The following is a 17363-nucleotide window of genomic DNA, read 5'->3' as shown; positions in this document are numbered from 1 at the left end:
ACCGCCCGTGCGCGGGGCCTGACACTTGGCGTATCCACCTGCCGATGCTGCATGCTGGTGCACCCGAGCCAGACCGGTACCACCCCCGAGCCACCTCGCACCGGCGTTGGAGCAGCACATGACATCCACCTTTCCGGACATCTCCATCAGTACGGACCGGCTGGTGCTGCGCCCGTTCGAAGCCGGGGACGTCTCCCCGCTGGCCGAGATGATGAACGACGAGCTCATCACGGCCTGGACCTCCGCGCCCCACCCCTACACCACCGCCGACGCCCGCGACTGGGCCCTGCGACGCGCCCCCTCGGAACGCATCTCCGGTCGCGGAATCGTCTTTGCTGTCACCGAATTCCTCACCCAGCGCCTGGTCGGCACCCTCCACCTGCGCAACACCGACTGGCGCACCCTGGCCACCGAGGTCTCCTACGTCACCGCCCCCTGGGCCCGCGGCGAGGGCTACGCCTGCGAGTCCGTGCTCGCCGTCGCCGAATGGCTCTTCCGCGACCAGAAATTCGAACGCCTCGAACTGCGCACCGCGGCCGACAACACCGCCGCCCAGCAGGTCGCCCAGAAGATCGGCTGCGTCAGCGAGGGCGTCCTGCGCAGCGCGTGGATAGCGCGCAGCCGCACCGAGGACGCCGGCTGGACCGAGATCCGCACCGACCTCATCGTCTGGAGCCTGCTGCCCGAGGACATCGACGAGTTCCGGGAGCCCACCACGGGCGGCGGATACGGCTACACGGACTACGCCGCGACCTTCCCCGAATGGCGCTGAGCGGGCCCCGCCCGCCACCCGCCCCGGCCCGCACCGGCCGGGGTAACCTCACCCTGCCCGCGCCCCGCGGGCACCGCCCCGAGACAAGCCCAGGAGACTGACGACGATGGCCGACCGGGTCACGGTGATCGGATGGGACGGCTCACCGCTGACGGACGCGGCCCGCTCCGCCCTGGGCGCCGCCACCCTGGTGGCCGGCGCCGCGCACCACCTGGCCCTGCCCGAGGTCCCGCCCACCGCCGAGCGCATCCGCCTGGGCAGCGTCGACCTCGCCGCCCGCCGCATCGCCCAGCACCGCGGCTCGGCCGTGGTCCTCGCCGACGGCGACCCCGGCTTCTTCGGCGTCGTCCGCACCCTGCGCGCCCCCGAACACGGCCTCGAGGTCGAGGTGGTCCCCGCCGTCTCCTCCGTCGCCACCGCCTTCGCCCGCGCCGGCATGCCCTGGGACGACGCCCAGATCGTCGTCGCCCACAGCCGCGACCTGCGGCGCGCCGTCAACGTCTGCCGCGCCCACCCCAAGGTCGCCGTCCTCACCTCGCCCGGCGCCGGCCCCGCCGAACTCGCCCTCCTCCTCGGACCGGTCCACCGCACCTTCGTCATCTGCGAGGAACTGGGCACCGAACGCGAACAGGTCACCGTCGTCACCTCCGACCGGGCCGTCGACCACGCCTGGCGCGACCCCAACGTCGTCATCGTCATCGGCGGCTTCGGCGAGCCCTCCGTCCAGGGCGGCGGCTGGATCGCCGGCCGCGACCCCGGCTACCCCTCGGCCGTCCGCGGCTGGGCACTGCCCGCCGACGCCTACGGCCCCGGCGGCCCCGGCGAGGGCGAGTCCACCGAACTGCGCGCCGCCCAACTCGCACGACTGGGCCCGCGCGTGGGCGACCTGGTGTGGGACATCGGCTCCGGCAGCGGCGCCGCCGCCGTCGAGGCCGCCCGCTTCGGCGCCGCCGTCATCGCCGTCGACCGCGACCCCGAGGCCTGCCGCCGCACCGCCGCCGCGGCCCGCCGGCACGCCGTGCAGCTGCAGGTGGTCCAGGGCACCGCGCCCCTGGTCCTGGAGGACCTCCCCGAACCCGACGTGGTCCGCGTCGGCGCCGGCGGCGCGCCCGTCGTCGCGGCCTGCGCCGACCGCCGCCCCGAGCGCATCGTCGCCCACGCCACCACCCGCGACGAGGCCGAGGCCATCGGCCGGGCGCTGGCCGAGGGCGGCTACACGGTGGAGTGCACGCTGCTCCAGGCAGTGGAACTCGACACAAGCGCCTGGACGGAGCGCGAGCGCGCCGTAGCCTTTCTCCTGAGTGGCCGTCGAACGCACCCCTGAGGCCCCCCGGAGGGGCTAAGGGTAGGCTGGCGGATCGTTGTGCAGCCGGTCGGTGTCCGACACCACAGTCGCCAATGCTCCGAACGCCCCCCTCGATTGGCGCGTACAGGGCAAGGTGGCACCGGACGGCACACAACGTGCCGCGAGGCATGCACGCTCGTTCTTGTCTATGGGCGTGAGCGGTTGGAAGGAGCACTACCGATGGGCGAGGGGTACGCATGACCGACACCGGCCGGTTCCCGGACGAGGGACAGCCGGAGAACGCAGGCGCACTGCCCGGCCACCCGCATCCCGCGGACGCCGCAGCCCCTGCCGACACCGGAGTCCCCGCAGCACCCGCGGCTCACTCGACGTATGCCTTCCTCGACCAGGACACCGCGGACGAGGACGACCTCCTGCTGATGCCGGGCGCCCAGGGCGCCTGGATGGAGCAGCCGCCGGTCCAGGGCGGAACGCACGAGACGGGCGGCCGCGACACGGGCTCGCTCGACTACACCGGTGTGCGCACCCCGCCCCAGGCGTCCGCCGCCGCGCCCCCGCCGCGCCGCCCGCTGCACATGGGCCCGCCCGTGCCGGAGCCCAACACCGGCGTCGTCCGCTCCCTCGCCGACCGCGGCCCCGCCACCCAGCAGCAGCCCGTCGGCTCCCCGGTCCGCCCGCCGGCCCCGCAGGTGGGCGGCGTGGAGTACCTGGACACCACGCCGGAGGACGCGCCGGCGGTGGCCTTCGTGCCGTCGCAGAACACCGGCGGCCTCACCCCGCAGGCCGCGCCCGTCCCGGCCGTGGCCGGGCACGAAATAGACGCCGGGGAGTCCCCCGAGAGCACCGCGCCGGCACCGCAGGCTGACGCGGTTTCAGCGGCAGTGGTCCCGCCCGCCGAGCCGGTGGGCGGTGGCCTGGACCTCGGCTCCGAGCCGGTCGCGGAGGCCGCGCCCGTCCCGGCCCCCGAACCCGCCCCGGAGCCGCAGGCTCCGGTCGTGCCGCCCGAGCCGGCGCAGACCGCGCAGCCGGTGCCGCCCGTGCCGGGCGCCGATGCCGCACAGGCCGTCATCGCCAGGGCGACCCAGGAGGCGGCCGCCCTGACGCAGACCGTCGCCGAGCAGGCGTCGGCCGCGCCGGTCGCGGAAGCGGCCCCGGAGAGCGTGCCCGCCCCGGAACCGGCTGCGGCTCCCGAGCCGGAGCAGCAGGCTGCCGAGGTGCCGGTGGCCGACGCTGCCGAGGTGCCGATCGCTCCGGTGGCCGAGGCGCCCGCGGCTGCGGTCGGTGAGGTGCCGGCGGCTCCCGTGGTCGAGGCCCCGGTGGCCGAGGTGCCGGCCGTCGCGTTGCCGGAAGCGCCCGTTGACGTCCCGTCGGAGCCGGCCGTACCGGCCGAGCCCGAGGCGGCGGAGGCCGCCGCGCCGGTGGCGGTTCCGGAACCGGCCGAGCCCGTGGCGGCCGCCGAGCCCGTCGCGGAGCCCGCTGTCGCTGTCCCGGCCATGCCCGAGGGGGAGGTGACGCCCGAACAGGTCGCCGAGCCCGTTGCTGAACCCGTTGCCGAACCGGTTGCGGCACCCGTCGCGGAGACAATCCCGCAGCCCGCCCCGGTGGAGCCGGTCGCGGCAGAGCCGGCCCCGATGGAGACCGCTGTACCGGAAACAGCCGCGGAACCGGTCGCGGAACCGATGGCGGAACAGGTCGTGGAACCCGTCACGGAACCGGTCGTCGTGCCCGCGCAGCGCGCGCCCGAGGTGGCCGCCGAGCCGGTACCGGAGGAGGCGGCACCGCCGGCCGGGCCCGTGGAGCCGGTGTCGGCGCAGACACCGGAGGCCGCGCCCGTGCCGGAACCGGAGCCCGCCCCCGAGCCCGCCCACATCCGCCTCGTACCGTCCGAGCCGGAAGCGACCGAGGCGGAGCCGCAGGCGCCCGCCGTCGTCCCGGCCCAGGCGCAGGCACCCGAGCCCGCCCCCGAACCGGAGACGGCGCCCGAAGCCGCGCCCGAGCCGGAGGCCGAGCCGGCCGGTCCCCCGGCCGTCGGTTACGACGAGGCCGAGCGCGCGGCCGTGCACCGCGTGATGCGGGAGCGCCGCGACATCCGCAACGGCTTCCGCCGCGACCCGATCCCGCACGAGGTGCTGCTGCGCGTCCTGGAGGCCGCGCACACGGCGCCCAGCGTGGGGCACTCGCAGCCGTGGGACTTCGTCGTCATCCGTTCCGAGGAGACGCGCCGCAGCATGCACGAGCTGGCGGCACGCCAGCGCGAGGCATACGCCAAGTCGCTCCCGAAGGCACGGGCCAAGCAGTTCAAGGAACTGAAGATCGAGGCCATCCTCGACACGCCCGTCAACATCGTGGTGACCGCCGATCCGACCCGGGGCGGCCGTCACACGCTGGGGCGGCACACCCAGCCCCAGATGGCGCCGTACTCCTCCGCGCTGGCCGTGGAGAACCTCTGGCTGGCGGCCCGCGCCGAGGGCCTGGGGGTGGGCTGGGTCAGCTTCTTCGACGAGCGCGAGATGGTCCGCGCGCTGGACCTGCCCGAGCACCTCGAGGTCGTGGCCTACCTCTGCGTGGGCTACGTCGACGAATTCCCGGACGAGCCCGAGCTGATGCAGGCCGGCTGGTCGAAGCGCCGCCCCCTGTCCTGGGTGGTCCACGAGGAGGCCTACGGCCGCCGGGCGCTGCCCGGCGAGGACCCGCACGACCTGCTCGCCGAGACCCTGCGCGGCATCCGCCCGCTGGACGCCAAGGCGCTCGGCGAGGCGTGGGAGCGCCAGAAGCGGATGACCAAGCCGTCGGGCGCGCTCGGCATGCTGGAGATCATCTCGGCGCAGCTGTGCGGCCTGTCGCGCAAGTGCCCGCCGCCGATCCCGGAGCCGGCCGCCGTCGCGATCTTCGCGGGGGACCACGGGGTGCACCACCAGGGCGTCACGGCCTGGCCCCAGGAGGTCACCTCGCAGATGGTCGCCAACTTCCTGGGCGGCGGCGCGGTGTGCAACGCCTTCGCCAACCAGGTGGGTGCCGAGGTCTGCGTCGTGGACGTGGGCGTCGCGGGCGAGCTGCCCAGTACGCCGGGCCTGCTGCCGCGCAAGATCCGTCCCGGCACCAACGACTTCACCAGCGGCCCCGCGATGACCCGCGAGGAGGCGCTGCAGGCCGTCGAGGTGGGCATCGAGACGGCCCGCGACCTGGTGACGGCCGGCAACAAGGCCCTGCTGACGGGCGAGATGGGCATCGCCAACACCACCGTGTCGGCCGCCCTGATCGCCGTCTACACCGGCGCGGACCCGGCGGAGATCACCGGACGGGGCACGGGCATCAACGACGAGATGCACGCCCGCAAGATCGACGTGGTCCGGCGCGCCCTCGAACTCCACCAGCCGGACCCGGAGGACCCGATCGGCGTCCTGGCCGCGGTCGGCGGTCTGGAGCACGCCGCGCTCGTCGGCCTGATCCTGGGCGGTGCGTCGCTGCGCACGCCGGTGATCCTCGACGGTGTGAGCGCGGGGGCGGCGGCGCTCGTCGCACGGGCCATCGCGCCGGAGGCCTTGGCGGCCTGCATCGCCGGGCACCGCAGCGCGGAGCCGGGGCATGTGGCGGCCCTGACCAAGCTGGGGCTGCGCCCGCTGGTCGACCTCGACCTCCGCCTCGGCGAAGGCACGGGGGCGTTGCTGGCGCTGCCGGTGGTGCAAAGCGCTGCGCGCGCGATGCACGAAGTGGCGACGTTCGACACCGCTGGGGTGACCGAGAAGGGCTGACGTGCCCGGCACCGGGGTTACCGCCTAGGGTGCGGGCCGTCGTTCCGGTTGTGCCCACCCGTTCCGCCCCAGCGGAACGACTGCCCACAACCCGCAGGTAGCAGGCGGCGTGAGGGGCCGGGGCGGGCTGGGATGGGCCCTGGCAGGGGCGTAAGGGTTATTTGCGGCGACGTTCCGGCCCACCTCTGCGCAGGAGGGGGGCCGTAAATAATCCAGCCCCAGAAGGGCCCGTCCCAGACCGACCCGGCCCCGCCCCACAACAAACCCGCACCCACGTAAGGTGGCCCCACCAGCGCATTCGTACGAGGAGAGCACCATGGCCGAGCACCCCGCCTACCCCGTCGGACTGCGCCTCGCCGGGCGCCGGGTAGTGGTCCTCGGGGCCGGGCAGGTCGCCCAGCGCCGCCTGCCCGCCCTCCTGGCCGCCGGCGCCGACGTCCTGCTGATCTCGCCCTCCGCCACCCCCTCCGTCGAGGCCATGGCCGAGGCCGGTGAACTGCGCTGGGAGCGCCGCCGTTACCGCGACGGCGACCTGGACGGCGCCTGGTACGCCCTGATCTCCACCGACGACCCCGCCGCGAACGAGGCCGCCTCCGCCGAGGCCGAGGCCCGCCGCGTCTGGGCCGTACGCAGCGACGACGCCGGCGCCGCCTCCGCCTGGACCCCGGCCACCGGCCGCGCCGCGGGCGTCACCGTCGCCGTCCTCACCGGCCAGGACCCCCGCCGCTCCGCCGCCGTCCGCGACGCCGTCGTCGAAGGCCTGCGCGACGGCTCCCTGGCCGCCCCTCACCACCGCACCCGCGCCGCCGGCGTCGTCGCCCTCGTCGGCGGCGGCCCCGGCGACCCCGACCTGATCACCGTGCGCGGCCGCCGGCTGCTCGCCGAGGCGGACGTCGTCATCGCCGACCGCCTCGGCCCCCGCGACCTCCTCGACGAACTGCCCCCGCACGTCGAGGTCATCGACGCGGCCAAGATCCCCTACGGCCGCTTCATGGCCCAGGAGGCCATCAACAACGCCCTCGTCGAGCACGCCAAGGCCGGCAAGGCGGTCGTCCGCCTCAAGGGCGGCGACCCGTTCGTCTTCGGCCGCGGCATGGAAGAGGTCCAGGCCCTGGCCGAACACGGCATCCCCTGCACGGTCGTACCGGGCATCTCCAGCTCGATCAGCGTGCCGGGCGCGGCCGGCATCCCGGTCACCCACCGCGGAGTGGCCCACGGCTTCACCGTCGTCAGCGGCCACGTCGCGCCCGACGACCCGCGCTCGCTCGTCGACTGGGAGGCGCTGGCCCGCCTGCACGGCACGCTCGTCCTGCTGATGTCGGTGGAGAACATCGCCGCGATCGCGGCCCGCCTCATGGAGCACGGCCGCCCGGCCGGGACGCCGGTCGCGATAGTCCAGGAAGGCACCACGGCCGCCCAGCGCCGCGTGGACGCGACCCTGGCGACGGCGGGGGAGCGGGTCAAGTCGGAAGGCATACGCCCACCGGCCGTCATCGTGATCGGCGAGGTCGTGACGGTGGCCCCGTAGCGCGGGGACGCAGGACCCGGCACCGCAACCACACCAGAAGCCCAGCAGATCAAGGCACACACCCATGGCCGAACTCATCACCATCGACGCCCCCGGCGACCCGCGCCTGCACGACTACACCGGCCTGACCGACGTGGAGCTGCGCCGCCGCCGCGAGCCCGCCGAGGGCCTCTTCATCGCCGAGGGCGAGAAGGTGATCCGGCGCGCCCTGGAGGCCGGCTACGAGATGCGGTCGATGCTGCTGACGCCCAAGTGGACGGAGGTGATGCGCGATGTCATCGACGACAGCGCCGCCCCCGTCTACACGGTGACCCCGGACCTGGCGGAGCGGGTGACGGGCTATCACGTGCACCGCGGCGCGCTCGCCTCCATGGCCCGCAAGCCGCTGCCCGCGGCGGGGGAACTGCTGCGCGACGCCCGGCGGGTGGCCGTGCTGGAGTCGCTGGTGGACCACACCAACATCGGGGCGATCTTCCGGAGCGCCGCCGCCCTCGGCATGGACGCGGTCCTGCTCTCCCCGGACTGCGCCGATCCGCTCTACCGCCGCTCGGTGAAGGTCTCGATGGGGGCCGTCTTCGCCGTCCCCTACGCCCGCCTGGAGACGTGGCCGCGCGACCTGGAGACGGTTCGGGAGGCGGGGTTCCGCCTGCTGGCCCTCACTCCGCACGAGCGGGCCACGTCGATGGACGAGGCCGCCCCGCACCGCCTGGACCGCGTCGCGCTCATGCTCGGTGCGGAAGGTGACGGCCTGTCGGAACGGGCGCTGCGCGCGTCGGACGAGTGGGTCCGCATCCCGATGGCCCACGGCGTCGACTCGCTGAACGTGGGCGCCGCGGCGGCCGTGGCGTTCTACGCGGTGACGACGGGCCGCCCGGCGCACTGACGCCGAGGCGGAAAACGATCTACGGCCCGAAGGACACCCCACCCGAGCCCGAAGAAGCCACCGGCGCCACCGGCACGGCTCCGGCACTCCGCGCAGGCCCCTGGCACCCCTGCGCCGCCGCGATGCCGAGTGCGACCAGCAGCGTCACCACGACGAAGACGATGAGCCGCTGCCGCAGCAGCTTGCGGTCCGGGCCCGGTCGCCGGGCACCGGCGCCGGCCCCCGGCCGGGTGCGGGCACCGGTGCGGGAGCCGCCTCCCCGGACGTCACGCTGTGCCCTGGCGGCGCCCCGCGGGTCGACGGCGGTGCGCGCGGCGCCCTTCGGCGGGTGGGGCCGCGGGGTGGGCGCGCTGCCGGGTCGTCGCTCGGTGCGCTGCCGCTCGTACTCCGCCGCCCGCCGCGCGGACGGCCGGTCCGGCTCGCGGCGGGGCGACGGCGGACGGCCCTCGGAGAGCCCGTGGGCCTCGCGGGCCGCGATCTCCTTGAGCCGCAGGGACAGCTGCAGCGTGCTCGGCCGCTCCTCCGGATCCTTGGCCAGACAGGCGTGAATGAGCGGGGCCAGAGCGTCGGGCACGCCCATGAGCTGCGGTTCCTCGTGCACGACGCGGTAGAGCATGACCTCCGAACTGCCCTGGCCGAACGGGGAGTCCGCCGTGGAGGCGTAGGCGAGCGTGGCGCCCAGCGCGAAGACGTCCGTGGCGGGCGTCACGGCGGCGCCGCGCACCTGTTCGGGGGCGAGGAAGCCCGGCGAGCCCACCGCCGTCCCCACATGGGTGAGCGTGCTCGCACCCGTGGCCCAGGCGATCCCGAAGTCGATGATGCGCGGGCCCTTGGGGGAGAGCAGGATGTTCGACGGCTTGAGGTCGCGGTGCACGACGCCGGCGTCGTGCACGGCCAGCAGGCCCTCGGCCAACGCCGCGCCGATGGACGCGGTCTGAGCGGCCGACAGCGGCCCCTCCTCGTTCACCTTGTCGTGCAAGGAGGGCCCCGGTACGTACTGCGTGGCGAACCAGGGCCGGTCCGCCTCGAGGTCGGCGGCCACCAGCCGCGCCGTACAGCCGCCGCGGATGCGCCGGGCGGCGGAGACCTCGCGGGCGAAGCGGGAGCGGAACTCCTGGTCCTCGGCGAGGTCCGGGCGAATGACCTTCAGTGCGACCCGCTGCCCGCGCCGGTCGGAGCCCAGGTAGACCACGCCCATGCCGCCGGCACCGAGCCTGCGGTGCAGCCGGAACGAGCCGACGACACGCGGGTCCTCGCGCCGGAGCCGCATCATCGTCATCTTGGTCCCCTACCTCCGGTGGGGCTGCCCCACTCGCTGCCGGTTGGCCGCCCGGCCCGTTGGCCGCCCGGCCTCTGACGTGGCACAGCTTACGGATTGACGGACGGTCGCGCTGATAGGCCGCGCATGCGTCGGCAAGTGGATTACCGGTGCCCGGCGGGACGCCCACGGCACGCGCGCGAGACGGCCGGGGCCCGCTCACGGCCCCGGACCGGGGACTCAAGGGACCGCTGGTGAAGGGGGATTGACGGCCTGAAGGGTGGCCGGTCCGGGACGGCCCCGGACGCCCGGGGCGGGACTCGAACGTATGAAGCGGTGGTGGACGGGGCCGGCCGACGGTCGCCGCCGACCGTCCGCGGGGACGTGCCGGAAGTGATCGAGATCACCTGGGGGAGGGCTGTTCCCGCGGCCGGCCGCGCGCACCCTCTCGGGGAGGACCCCCGAGAGGAGGGGGAGGGGACTACACCCACGGGAGTAGCCGCGGAGCCCCGGCCTCATCCTCGGGGAGAACCGTCAAGCGGTACGAGGGCATGACGCCGGGCCGTCGCCCCGCGCCTAGTGTTGAGGGCAAGCGGCGGGTGCGCATACTCGTCCCCCGAGGTCAGGTGCCCGCCGCCCCATATACGCAACGCATCCGCCGGCATCGGCGGGAACAGCGGCAACAGGGGAGAGGAGAAGAACGATGGCGTACTCCACGGAACGCCCCGGCGGCCGGGCGCGGACCGTCCGGCAGTCCACGGACGTCCTGGACGTGTTCGGTCAGCGTCCTTCTCCCACCCGGCACCCGCTGGTCGCGGCGGCCATGGTGCTGCCGCTGGCGGCCTTCCTGGCCGTCGCCTTCGGCGGCTGGGACGCCGTCGTCACACAAGCGTCGTCCGTGGCCGGAATGCTGGGGCGCTGAGCGCGCCCCGGGTCCGGGAGAGCGGCCCGGACCGGGGCACGACGGCCATAACCCCGTGGGGACGGGGGTGCGGCGGACGGCACGACGGGCCGGGTACCTGGGGAGGTGCCCGGCCGTCGCGTATCCGCGGGCAGGGCCTCCCGCATCCACACCCACAGGCGGAGCGAGGGGCGCGGGGACGAAAAAAGACCGGTGGCCGGAGCCCGAGGGCCCGGCCACCGGCCGTTCGACGTGCGCGATACTGGGATTGAACCAGTGACCTCTTCCGTGTCAGGGAAGCGCTCTCCCGCTGAGCTAATCGCGCGGGCAAGATCCATGGGGATCCTGGTGGACGATACTGGGATTGAACCAGTGACCTCTTCCGTGTCAGGGAAGCGCTCTCCCGCTGAGCTAATCGTCCGGGACGTGGCTACGCCGCCGATGGCGACGTGTGACGCGTGCGCGATACTGGGATTGAACCAGTGACCTCTTCCGTGTCAGGGAAGCGCTCTCCCGCTGAGCTAATCGCGCGGGCAAGATCCGTGAGGATCCTGGTGGACGATACTGGGATTGAACCAGTGACCTCTTCCGTGTCAGGGAAGCGCTCTCCCGCTGAGCTAATCGTCCTTGGAGGTGGAGACGGGATTTGAACCCGTGTAGACGGCTTTGCAGGCCGTTGCCTCGCCTCTCGGCCACTCCACCAGGAGTGCGGGGGTTCGGGAAGATCCCCCACTCGAGCGGACAACGAGACTCGAACTCGCGACATCCACCTTGGCAAGGTGGTGCTCTACCAACTGAGCTATGTCCGCACTTGTCGTTTGCTCCGTTTCGCTTCCGCGTCCCGGCGACGTGTTGAACTTTAGCGGATTCCGGCGCCAGCTCAAATTCCGTTTGCCCAGCGTGCTGCGCTGATCCCGCCGCCCGGCCGCTGCCGGACCCCGCGCCATAGACTCGATGACGTGCAGAGCCTCCCCCCGATGTCCTCCCCGATGGCCCGCTTCGGCGGCCTGATCGCCACTGACCTGCGCGATGTCACCAGCGACCCGGCGGCCCTGGAATCCGCGGGCTGGTGGGCGGTGGTCGCCGACTTCGAGGGGGGTCTGACGTGCGCACGCTTCGGTGACGTCCGCCCCGCCCCCGCGCCCGCCCCCGTGCCGGGCCGCTGGCGGGGCCCGGCACCCGAGGACTGGACCAGCTCCCTGGACCGCGCCGCCTACGTCGCGGGTGTGCGGCGCATACGCGAGCACATAGCCGCCGGCGAGGTCTACCAGGCCAACCTCTGCCGCGTCCTGAGCGCGCCCCTGCCCGACCCGGACGCCGCCGACGTGGACGCCCTGACCGCCCTCCTCGCCCGCGGCAACCCCGCCCCCTACGCCGGAACGGTCCGGCTGCCCGCCCACGGGGTGGAGGTGGCCACCGCCTCCCCCGAGCTCTACCTGCGCCGCTCCGGCCGCACCGTGGAGTCCGGTCCGATCAAGGGCACCGGGCGCACCGCCGCGGACCTGCTGGAGAAGGACCACGCCGAGAACGTGATGATCGTGGACCTGGTCCGCAACGACCTGGGGCGGGTCTGCGCCACCGGCTCCGTGACCGTCCCCGAGCTGTGTGCCGTCGAGCAGCACCCCGGCCTGGTCCACCTCGTCTCCACCGTCAGGGGGGAGATCGCCGACGGTGCCGGCTGGGCGGAGCTGTTCGCCGCCACCTTCCCGCCCGGCTCGGTGACCGGCGCCCCCAAGGCCAGCGCCCTGGACATCATCGACTCCCTGGAGACCGCGCCCCGCGGCCCGTACTGCGGAGGCGTCGGCTGGGTGGACGCCGACCGCGGCACCGGCGAGCTGGCCGTGGGCATCCGCACCTTCTGGATCGACCGCGCGGCCACCGGCGGCCCCGTGCTGCGCTTCGGCACCGGCGCCGGCATCACCTGGGGGTCCGACCCCGAGCGGGAGTGGGCCGAGACGGAGCTCAAGGCCTCCCGGCTGCTCGCGATAGCGTCGGGAACACACCGGCCGCTCGAAGGGACGAAACGGTGAGAATCTGGCTCGACGGCGCACTGCGCGACGCGGACGACGCCCATGTCTCCGTCTTCGATCACGGACTGACGGTCGGCGACGGCGTCTTCGAAACGCTCAAGACCACCGACGGGCGGCCCTTCGCCCTCACCCGCCACCTGGCCCGGCTCACCCGCAGCGCCCAGGGCCTGGGCCTGCCCGAGCCCGACCTGGACCAGGTGCGCCACGCCTGCGCGGAGGTCCTCGCGGCGAACCCCGTGCCGCTGGGCCGGCTGCGGATCACCTACACCGGTGGGCTCTCCCCCCTCGGCTCCGACCGCGGCACCACCGGCCCCACCCTCGTCGTGGCCCTCACCCCCACCACCCACCGCCCCGACACCACGGCCGCCGTCACCGTCCCCTGGACGCGCAACGAGCGCGGAGCCCTCGCCGGACTGAAGTCCACCTCCTACGGCGAGAACGTCGTCGCCCTCGACCGGGCCCGGCGCCAGGGCGCCACCGAGGCACTGTTCGCCAACACCGTCGGCGCACTGTGCGAGGGCACCGGCTCCAATGTCTTCGTGGTCCTCGACGGCGAGCTGCTGACCCCGCCCGTCTCCTCCGGCTGCCTGCCCGGCATCACCCGCGCCCTGGTCCTGGAATGGACCGGCGCCAAGGAGACCGACCTGCCCTTCGACGTCCTCGGGCGCGCCGAGGAGATCTTCCTGACCTCCAGCCTCCGCGACGTCCAGGCCGTCCACGCCCTCGACGGCCGCCAACTGCCCGGCGCGCCGGGCCCGGTGACCGCGAAGGCGATGCGGATCTTCGACGAGCGAGCGGGCGCGGACCTCGATCCGTGAACCGGGTGACGCGGCGGGGCCGGGCCGGTACAACACGAAGGTGACCACCACCCTGCGGCCCACCGCACCCGAACAGCGCACCGACGACGGCAGCCGGTCCCGTCCCTACGAGGTCTGCGTCAACAGCCGGCGCGTCGGCACGATCGACATCTCCACCGACCCCCGGCTCGGACCGGCCTTCGGGCGCATCACCCACCTGGCCATCAACGAGCGCGACCGGCACCGCGGCCGCGCCACCGTGGCCGCGCTCGCCGCCGAGGAAGTGCTGCGCGGCTGGGGCTGCCGCCAGGTCGCGGTGAGCGTCCCGGCGAGCGCGGGGACCGCGCTGGGGCTGGCCGGCGCGCTCGGCTACACCGAGCGCAGCCGCACCCTGTCCAAGCCGCTGGACCGGGCCCCCGCACTCCCCGACGGCAGCGTGCCCCGCCCCATGGGCGAGGCCGAGTTCGGGCCGTGGTCGGCACACTCGCGGGAACGCAACGCGGGGGAGTGGGCGGACCGCGGCGTGCCGCGCCCCCAGGCCCAGGCCAAGGCCGAGCGCGACCACGCCGACCTGCTGCCGCGGGGCGCGGCGAGCCCCGGTGCCGTCCTGCGGGTACTGGCCCACCACGGCGAGGACGTGGGCACCCTGTGGCTGGGGCGGCGCGACGGCGCCCCGTACGTCTACGACGTCGAGGTCGCCGGAGCCCACCGGGGCCGGGGACACGGCCGCACCCTGATGCTCCTGGCCGAGCGGGAGGCCCTGGCGGCCGGGGCGGCCACGCTCGGCCTCAACGTCTTCGCGGGGAACACGGCGGCCCTGCGGCTGTACGCATCGCTCGGCTACCGGCCGACCGCGTTCCACCTCTACAAGACGCTGCTGTGACGCCCCCTTCCGGCGGCGGCCCTATTCCGCCAGCAGCCGGTCGGCGATCTCCTCGATCCGCTCCCGCAGACCCTCCTGGCTCTTGCCCCCGTCCAGCCGCTCACCGCCGATGACGTACGTGGGCGTGCCGCTCACCCCGATCGCCTTGCCCTCGGCCTGGTCGGCGTCGACGGCCAGCATGTGCCGCCCGTCGATCAGCGCGGTGTCCACCTCCTCGGCGTCCAGGCCCAGGTCGCCCGCCACCTCGACGAGCAGCTTCTCGCCGCGGGCGCCCAGGTCGGCGGTCCGGGCCAGCAGGGCCTCGGCGTACGGCCACGCCCGCCCCTGGTCCGCCGCCTCCTCGGCGGCCTGCGCGGCGGCGTAGGCGTGCTTGTTCTTCGCCAGCGGGAAGTGCCGCAGCCGGATCTCCAGCCGGTCGCCGTAGCGGGCGCGCAGCGCCCGCAGGTCCTCGAGGGCCTGGTGACAGTCGGGGCACTGCAGGTCGCACCAGACGTCGAGAACGGCGTGCGAGGCGCTGGTGGTGTCGGTATCGCTCATGGGGCCAGTCTTCCAGCCCGGCCGGACACGGGTGCTCCCCTCCCCGGGGAGGAGGCGCACCCGCCGCCGACCCGGAGATCCCCCCGATACCCGGCGCCGGTCGTGGCACGTCCGGCCGCGGCCGGTGCACGATGGACACAGGAGACCGTCACCGGCAGGAGGACCGGATGCTGACCTCGACCGTATGCGCCGCGGTGTCCGCGGCCGGGCTGGGCATCGCCCTGCTGACGGCGTACCGCAAGCGCTTCCTCGCCGCGACCCGGATCGCGGCCTGGTCCCTCGTCCCCATCGGCCTGGTGCTGACGGGGATCGTCGACTGGGTGCGGGACGTCGTCCTCAAGCCCAGCGTCTGGGCGGGCTTCGGCGTGCTCGCGCTCTCCGCCCTGCTGTTCATGATCAGCCGCGCCGTGGAGCGGCGCCGCGGCGGCACCCGCGAGGACCGCCGGGCCGCGGCCGCCGGGCGGGCCGGCGCCGTGGCCCCCACGGCCTCCGCCCCCTCGCTGGGCTCCGGCCGCGCGGGGGACCGCACGGCGACCGGCGGGACGAAGGCCCCGGCCCGCGACGCGGAGGACTTCTCGGACATCGAGGCGATCCTCAAGAAGCACGGGATCTGACGGGAACCGGTCGGACCTGACGAACTCCCGCCGGGAGTTGCCGCGTTGGGCCGCGGACCGGCCCCCCGCTGCGCCATGATCTGTCGGAGATGAACGACGAACCACCGGCCCAGATCACCGATGAGCCGCGCGGCTGCCTGTTCGCGCTCTCTCAGCCGCCCCTGATGTTCTTCCTCGCCTTCGTCGGCACGCTGGTCCTGCTGACCGCCGTGCACGACCTGTACCGCTGGTGACCCCGCCGGCGCGGCGGCCGTCAGTCCGCGGCCCCCCGGCGACGCGCCCGGTACGCGGCCACGTGCAGCCGGTTCCCGCAGGTGCGACCGTCGCAGTAGCGCCGCGAGCGGTTGCGGGAGAGATCGACGAAGGCCCGTCCGCAGTCCGGTGCCGCGCACCGGCGCAGCCGCTCGCGCTCGCCCTCCACCAGCAGGAACGCCAGCGCCATCCCTCCGTCCGCCGCGAGGTGCTCGGCGAGGGAGGCCCCGGGGGCGAAGTAGTGGACGTGCCAGTCGTAACCGTCGTGATCGGTCAGCCGGGGCGTGGTGCCCGCCTCGGCGACCAGGGCGTTCAGCAGCGCCGCGACGGCCTGCCCGTCCTCGGTGTCGAACGCCTGGCCGAAGCGGTCCCGTATGGACCGCACGGCGGCCAGATCACGCTCCCGCAGCACCTCGATGCCACTGATCTCATGGCGCTCGACGAAGGCCCGCAGCGCCGCGAGGTCCTCGAGCTCCATGTTCAGCAGGTCGACGACGGCGTCGAGCGTGCGGCGGGTGTCGTGGTTGATCAGCACGGAACAGTTCGCTCCCTGGCCGGACGGACGGAGGGCGGCAATTGTTCGACCGCGGGGAGCAGACTCTAGCGGCTTCGCGACGCGACGGCGCCGTCGTCCGCGGTGGATCCGCGGACGACGGCGCCGTGCCGTGCTGCCGGTATGCGCGATGTTCGCGTGAGGGGCGCGCGGCCTCCCCGAGTGGGCCGGCGCGCCCGGATCAGCTCCGGCCGGGCATCAGCTCTCGGCCAGGATGTGTGAGAGCTCGGTGTCCAGATCGAAGTGACGGTGCTCGGTGCCTGGCGGAACGGCGGCGTCCGTCCGCTTGAGGAAGGACTCCAGGGCTCGCGCCGGGGCCTCCAGTAGAGCCTCGCCCTCGGGCGAGCTCAGCGCGATGCAGACGACGCCCTGGCCGTGGCTGCGGGACGGCCAGACGCGGACGTCGCCCGTCCCGGTGGGCCGGTGCAGGCCCTCCGCGAGCAGGTCCCTGGCGAAGACCCACTCGACCGTCTCTTCGGCTCCGGTGTGGAAGGTGGCGTGCACGGCATACGGATCGGCCGTGTCGTACCGCAGGCCCGCGGGTACGGGCAGTGAGGATTCGCTCGACACAACGAGGCGCAGGTGCAGCTCGCAGCTGACCGTGGTGTTCATAAGCGCCAAGGCCTTTCGCTCAGTGTGCGCTCGGGGATTCGCACGTCGGCGAAATCGACATGCCACCTACGGTGCCGTTGTAAACCCCTCTGCCCGTTTTGAGACTCTTCGGATACCTCGTACGGCCCAGCGTTCGCGCCGCTCATACCGCTGAACGGGTGAGGTCCCGGCCGTCGGGTACGTTGTGCTCCATGAACGCGGAGAGTGACGAGCGGAGATCCGCTCATGCGGACAGTGACGGCGAGCCGGTCAAGCCCCTCGGCTCCCGGGCCCCGCACTTCATCAAGAGATCCCGGCCCCTGCACATCAGCTGGCAGGTCGGCGTCTTCGTCGTCGGCCTCGCCGTCGTCGTCGCCGGCATCATCATGCTGCCCCTGCCCGGCCCCGGCTGGCTGGTGATCTTCGGCGGCATGGCGATCTGGGCCACCGAGTTCGTCTGGGCCCAGCTCGTCCTGCGCTGGACCAAGCGCAAGGTCACCGAGGCCGCCCAGCGCGCCCTCGACCCCAAGGTCCGCCGCCGCAACATCACCCTCACCGTCATCGGCCTCGTGATCGTCGCCGTGCTCGTGGGGATCTACGTCGCGAAGTACGGCCTCCAGATGCCCTGGAAGGTCGGCGGCTGACCCCCACCGCCCCTGACCAGGCACGGGTGGTTCGAGGCGCCGTCTGACATGCGGTAATGTTT

At 74.0% G+C, this 17363-nt stretch carries 16 protein-coding genes and 6 tRNA genes; 12 read left to right on the top strand and 10 right to left on the bottom strand.

All coding sequences use genetic code 11. The features are described 5' to 3' along the window. Positions 1–118: 118 nt before the first annotated feature. From ACIG36_RS22630 to ACIG36_RS22610, 5 genes are all read left to right on the top strand, one after another. Entirely contained in the window at positions 119–772 is a 654-nt protein-coding gene (locus ACIG36_RS22630) for a GNAT family N-acetyltransferase (RefSeq protein ID WP_399930601.1), read from the top strand. Between the two features lie 106 nt (positions 773–878). Further along, complete coding sequence (cbiE, locus tag ACIG36_RS22625; RefSeq protein WP_399930596.1) at positions 879–2096, top strand: precorrin-6y C5,15-methyltransferase (decarboxylating) subunit CbiE; 1218 nt, start codon at positions 879–881, stop codon at positions 2094–2096. A gap of 218 nt (positions 2097–2314) precedes the next feature. Continuing rightward, the gene (cobT, locus tag ACIG36_RS22620) at positions 2315–5830 is read left to right on the top strand and encodes a nicotinate-nucleotide--dimethylbenzimidazole phosphoribosyltransferase (protein ID WP_399930594.1); all 3516 of its coding nucleotides are present in this window, start codon (positions 2315–2317) and stop codon (positions 5828–5830) included. A 316-nt stretch (positions 5831–6146) separates the two neighbouring features. After that, positions 6147–7358 carry a uroporphyrinogen-III C-methyltransferase gene (gene cobA, locus ACIG36_RS22615; RefSeq protein WP_399930591.1) on the top strand — a complete coding sequence of 404 codons (1212 nt, stop codon included), beginning with the start codon at positions 6147–6149 and terminating at the stop codon, positions 7356–7358. Between the two features lie 64 nt (positions 7359–7422). Then, complete coding sequence (locus tag ACIG36_RS22610; protein WP_399930588.1) at positions 7423–8241, top strand: TrmH family RNA methyltransferase; 819 nt, start codon at positions 7423–7425, stop codon at positions 8239–8241. Positions 8242–8260: 19 nt separating this feature from the next. On the opposite strand, the gene ACIG36_RS22605 is transcribed toward ACIG36_RS22610, so the two are convergent. Further along, positions 8261–9520 (bottom strand): serine/threonine-protein kinase, encoded by a 1260-nt coding sequence (locus ACIG36_RS22605; RefSeq protein WP_399930585.1) that lies wholly within the window; start codon positions 9518–9520, stop codon positions 8261–8263. A gap of 682 nt (positions 9521–10202) precedes the next feature. On the opposite strand from ACIG36_RS22605, the gene ACIG36_RS22600 reads away from it, so the two are divergent. Next, a complete protein-coding gene (locus ACIG36_RS22600) occupies positions 10203–10421 on the top strand; it encodes a hypothetical protein (RefSeq protein WP_399930582.1) in 219 nt (72 codons plus the stop codon). Between the two features lie 232 nt (positions 10422–10653). Here the strand turns inward: ACIG36_RS22600 and ACIG36_RS22595 are convergent. The 6 genes from ACIG36_RS22595 to ACIG36_RS22570 all read right to left on the bottom strand — a co-directional run bounded on the left by ACIG36_RS22595 (position 10654) and on the right by ACIG36_RS22570 (position 11209). Beyond that, positions 10654–10725: transfer RNA gene (locus tag ACIG36_RS22595), tRNA-Val, on the bottom strand. Between the two features lie 21 nt (positions 10726–10746). Then, positions 10747–10821, bottom strand: a tRNA-Val gene (locus ACIG36_RS22590). Positions 10822–10859: 38 nt separating this feature from the next. Next, positions 10860–10931 (bottom strand) — tRNA-Val (locus tag ACIG36_RS22585). Positions 10932–10952: 21 nt separating this feature from the next. After that, positions 10953–11027 (bottom strand) — tRNA-Val (locus ACIG36_RS22580). 1 nt (position 11028) lies between these two features. Further along, positions 11029–11102, bottom strand: a tRNA-Cys gene (locus ACIG36_RS22575). A gap of 34 nt (positions 11103–11136) precedes the next feature. Further along, positions 11137–11209 (bottom strand) — tRNA-Gly (locus ACIG36_RS22570). A 168-nt stretch (positions 11210–11377) separates the two neighbouring features. Between ACIG36_RS22570 and ACIG36_RS22565 the strand changes: the two genes are divergently transcribed. The 3 genes from ACIG36_RS22565 to ACIG36_RS22555 are packed head-to-tail and all read left to right on the top strand — an operon-like array spanning position 11378 to position 14110. After that, positions 11378–12430 (top strand): chorismate-binding protein, encoded by a 1053-nt coding sequence (locus tag ACIG36_RS22565; protein WP_399931211.1) that lies wholly within the window; start codon positions 11378–11380, stop codon positions 12428–12430. Then, on the top strand, positions 12427–13248 hold the full coding sequence (locus ACIG36_RS22560) for an aminotransferase class IV (RefSeq protein ID WP_399930580.1): 822 nt from the start codon (positions 12427–12429) through the stop codon (positions 13246–13248). The genes ACIG36_RS22565 and ACIG36_RS22560 overlap by 4 nt, the downstream gene beginning before the upstream one ends. A gap of 40 nt (positions 13249–13288) precedes the next feature. Continuing rightward, the gene (locus tag ACIG36_RS22555) at positions 13289–14110 is read left to right on the top strand and encodes a GNAT family N-acetyltransferase (protein ID WP_399930577.1); all 822 of its coding nucleotides are present in this window, start codon (positions 13289–13291) and stop codon (positions 14108–14110) included. Positions 14111–14131: 21 nt separating this feature from the next. Here ACIG36_RS22555 and ACIG36_RS22550 read toward each other — a convergent pair whose 3' ends face one another. Then, positions 14132–14647, bottom strand: a complete 516-nt coding sequence (locus ACIG36_RS22550) for a DsbA family protein (RefSeq protein ID WP_399930575.1) — start codon at positions 14645–14647, stop codon at positions 14132–14134. 167 nt (positions 14648–14814) lie between these two features. Here ACIG36_RS22550 and ACIG36_RS22545 point away from each other — a divergent pair, with 167 nt between their 5' ends. Together ACIG36_RS22545 and ACIG36_RS22540 are read left to right on the top strand one after the other, a co-directional pair. Beyond that, a complete protein-coding gene (locus tag ACIG36_RS22545; RefSeq protein WP_399930573.1) occupies positions 14815–15261 on the top strand; it encodes a hypothetical protein in 447 nt (148 codons plus the stop codon). An 89-nt stretch (positions 15262–15350) separates the two neighbouring features. Beyond that, positions 15351–15494: a hypothetical protein gene (locus ACIG36_RS22540; protein WP_399930571.1), complete on the top strand. Its 144-nt coding sequence runs from the start codon at positions 15351–15353 to the stop codon at positions 15492–15494. 20 nt (positions 15495–15514) lie between these two features. Here the strand turns inward: ACIG36_RS22540 and ACIG36_RS22535 are convergent, their stop codons facing one another. Both ACIG36_RS22535 and ACIG36_RS22530 read right to left on the bottom strand, forming a co-directional pair. Further along, on the bottom strand, positions 15515–16048 hold the full coding sequence (locus ACIG36_RS22535; protein ID WP_399930568.1) for a CGNR zinc finger domain-containing protein: 534 nt from the start codon (positions 16046–16048) through the stop codon (positions 15515–15517). Between the two features lie 216 nt (positions 16049–16264). Beyond that, on the bottom strand, positions 16265–16678 hold the full coding sequence (locus tag ACIG36_RS22530) for an SsgA family sporulation/cell division regulator (protein ID WP_003959770.1): 414 nt from the start codon (positions 16676–16678) through the stop codon (positions 16265–16267). Between the two features lie 191 nt (positions 16679–16869). Here ACIG36_RS22530 and ACIG36_RS22525 point away from each other — a divergent pair, with 191 nt between their 5' ends. Continuing rightward, positions 16870–17301: a TIGR02611 family protein gene (locus ACIG36_RS22525; RefSeq protein WP_399930566.1), complete on the top strand. Its 432-nt coding sequence runs from the start codon at positions 16870–16872 to the stop codon at positions 17299–17301. Positions 17302–17363 lie beyond the last annotated feature (62 nt).

Source organism: Streptomyces sp. NPDC053048, from assembly GCF_044547045.1.
Taxonomy (GTDB): domain Bacteria; phylum Actinomycetota; class Actinomycetes; order Streptomycetales; family Streptomycetaceae; genus Streptomyces.
Note: the sequence above shows the minus strand (reverse complement) of the source record. Positions and strands in the feature narration are given on the sequence as shown.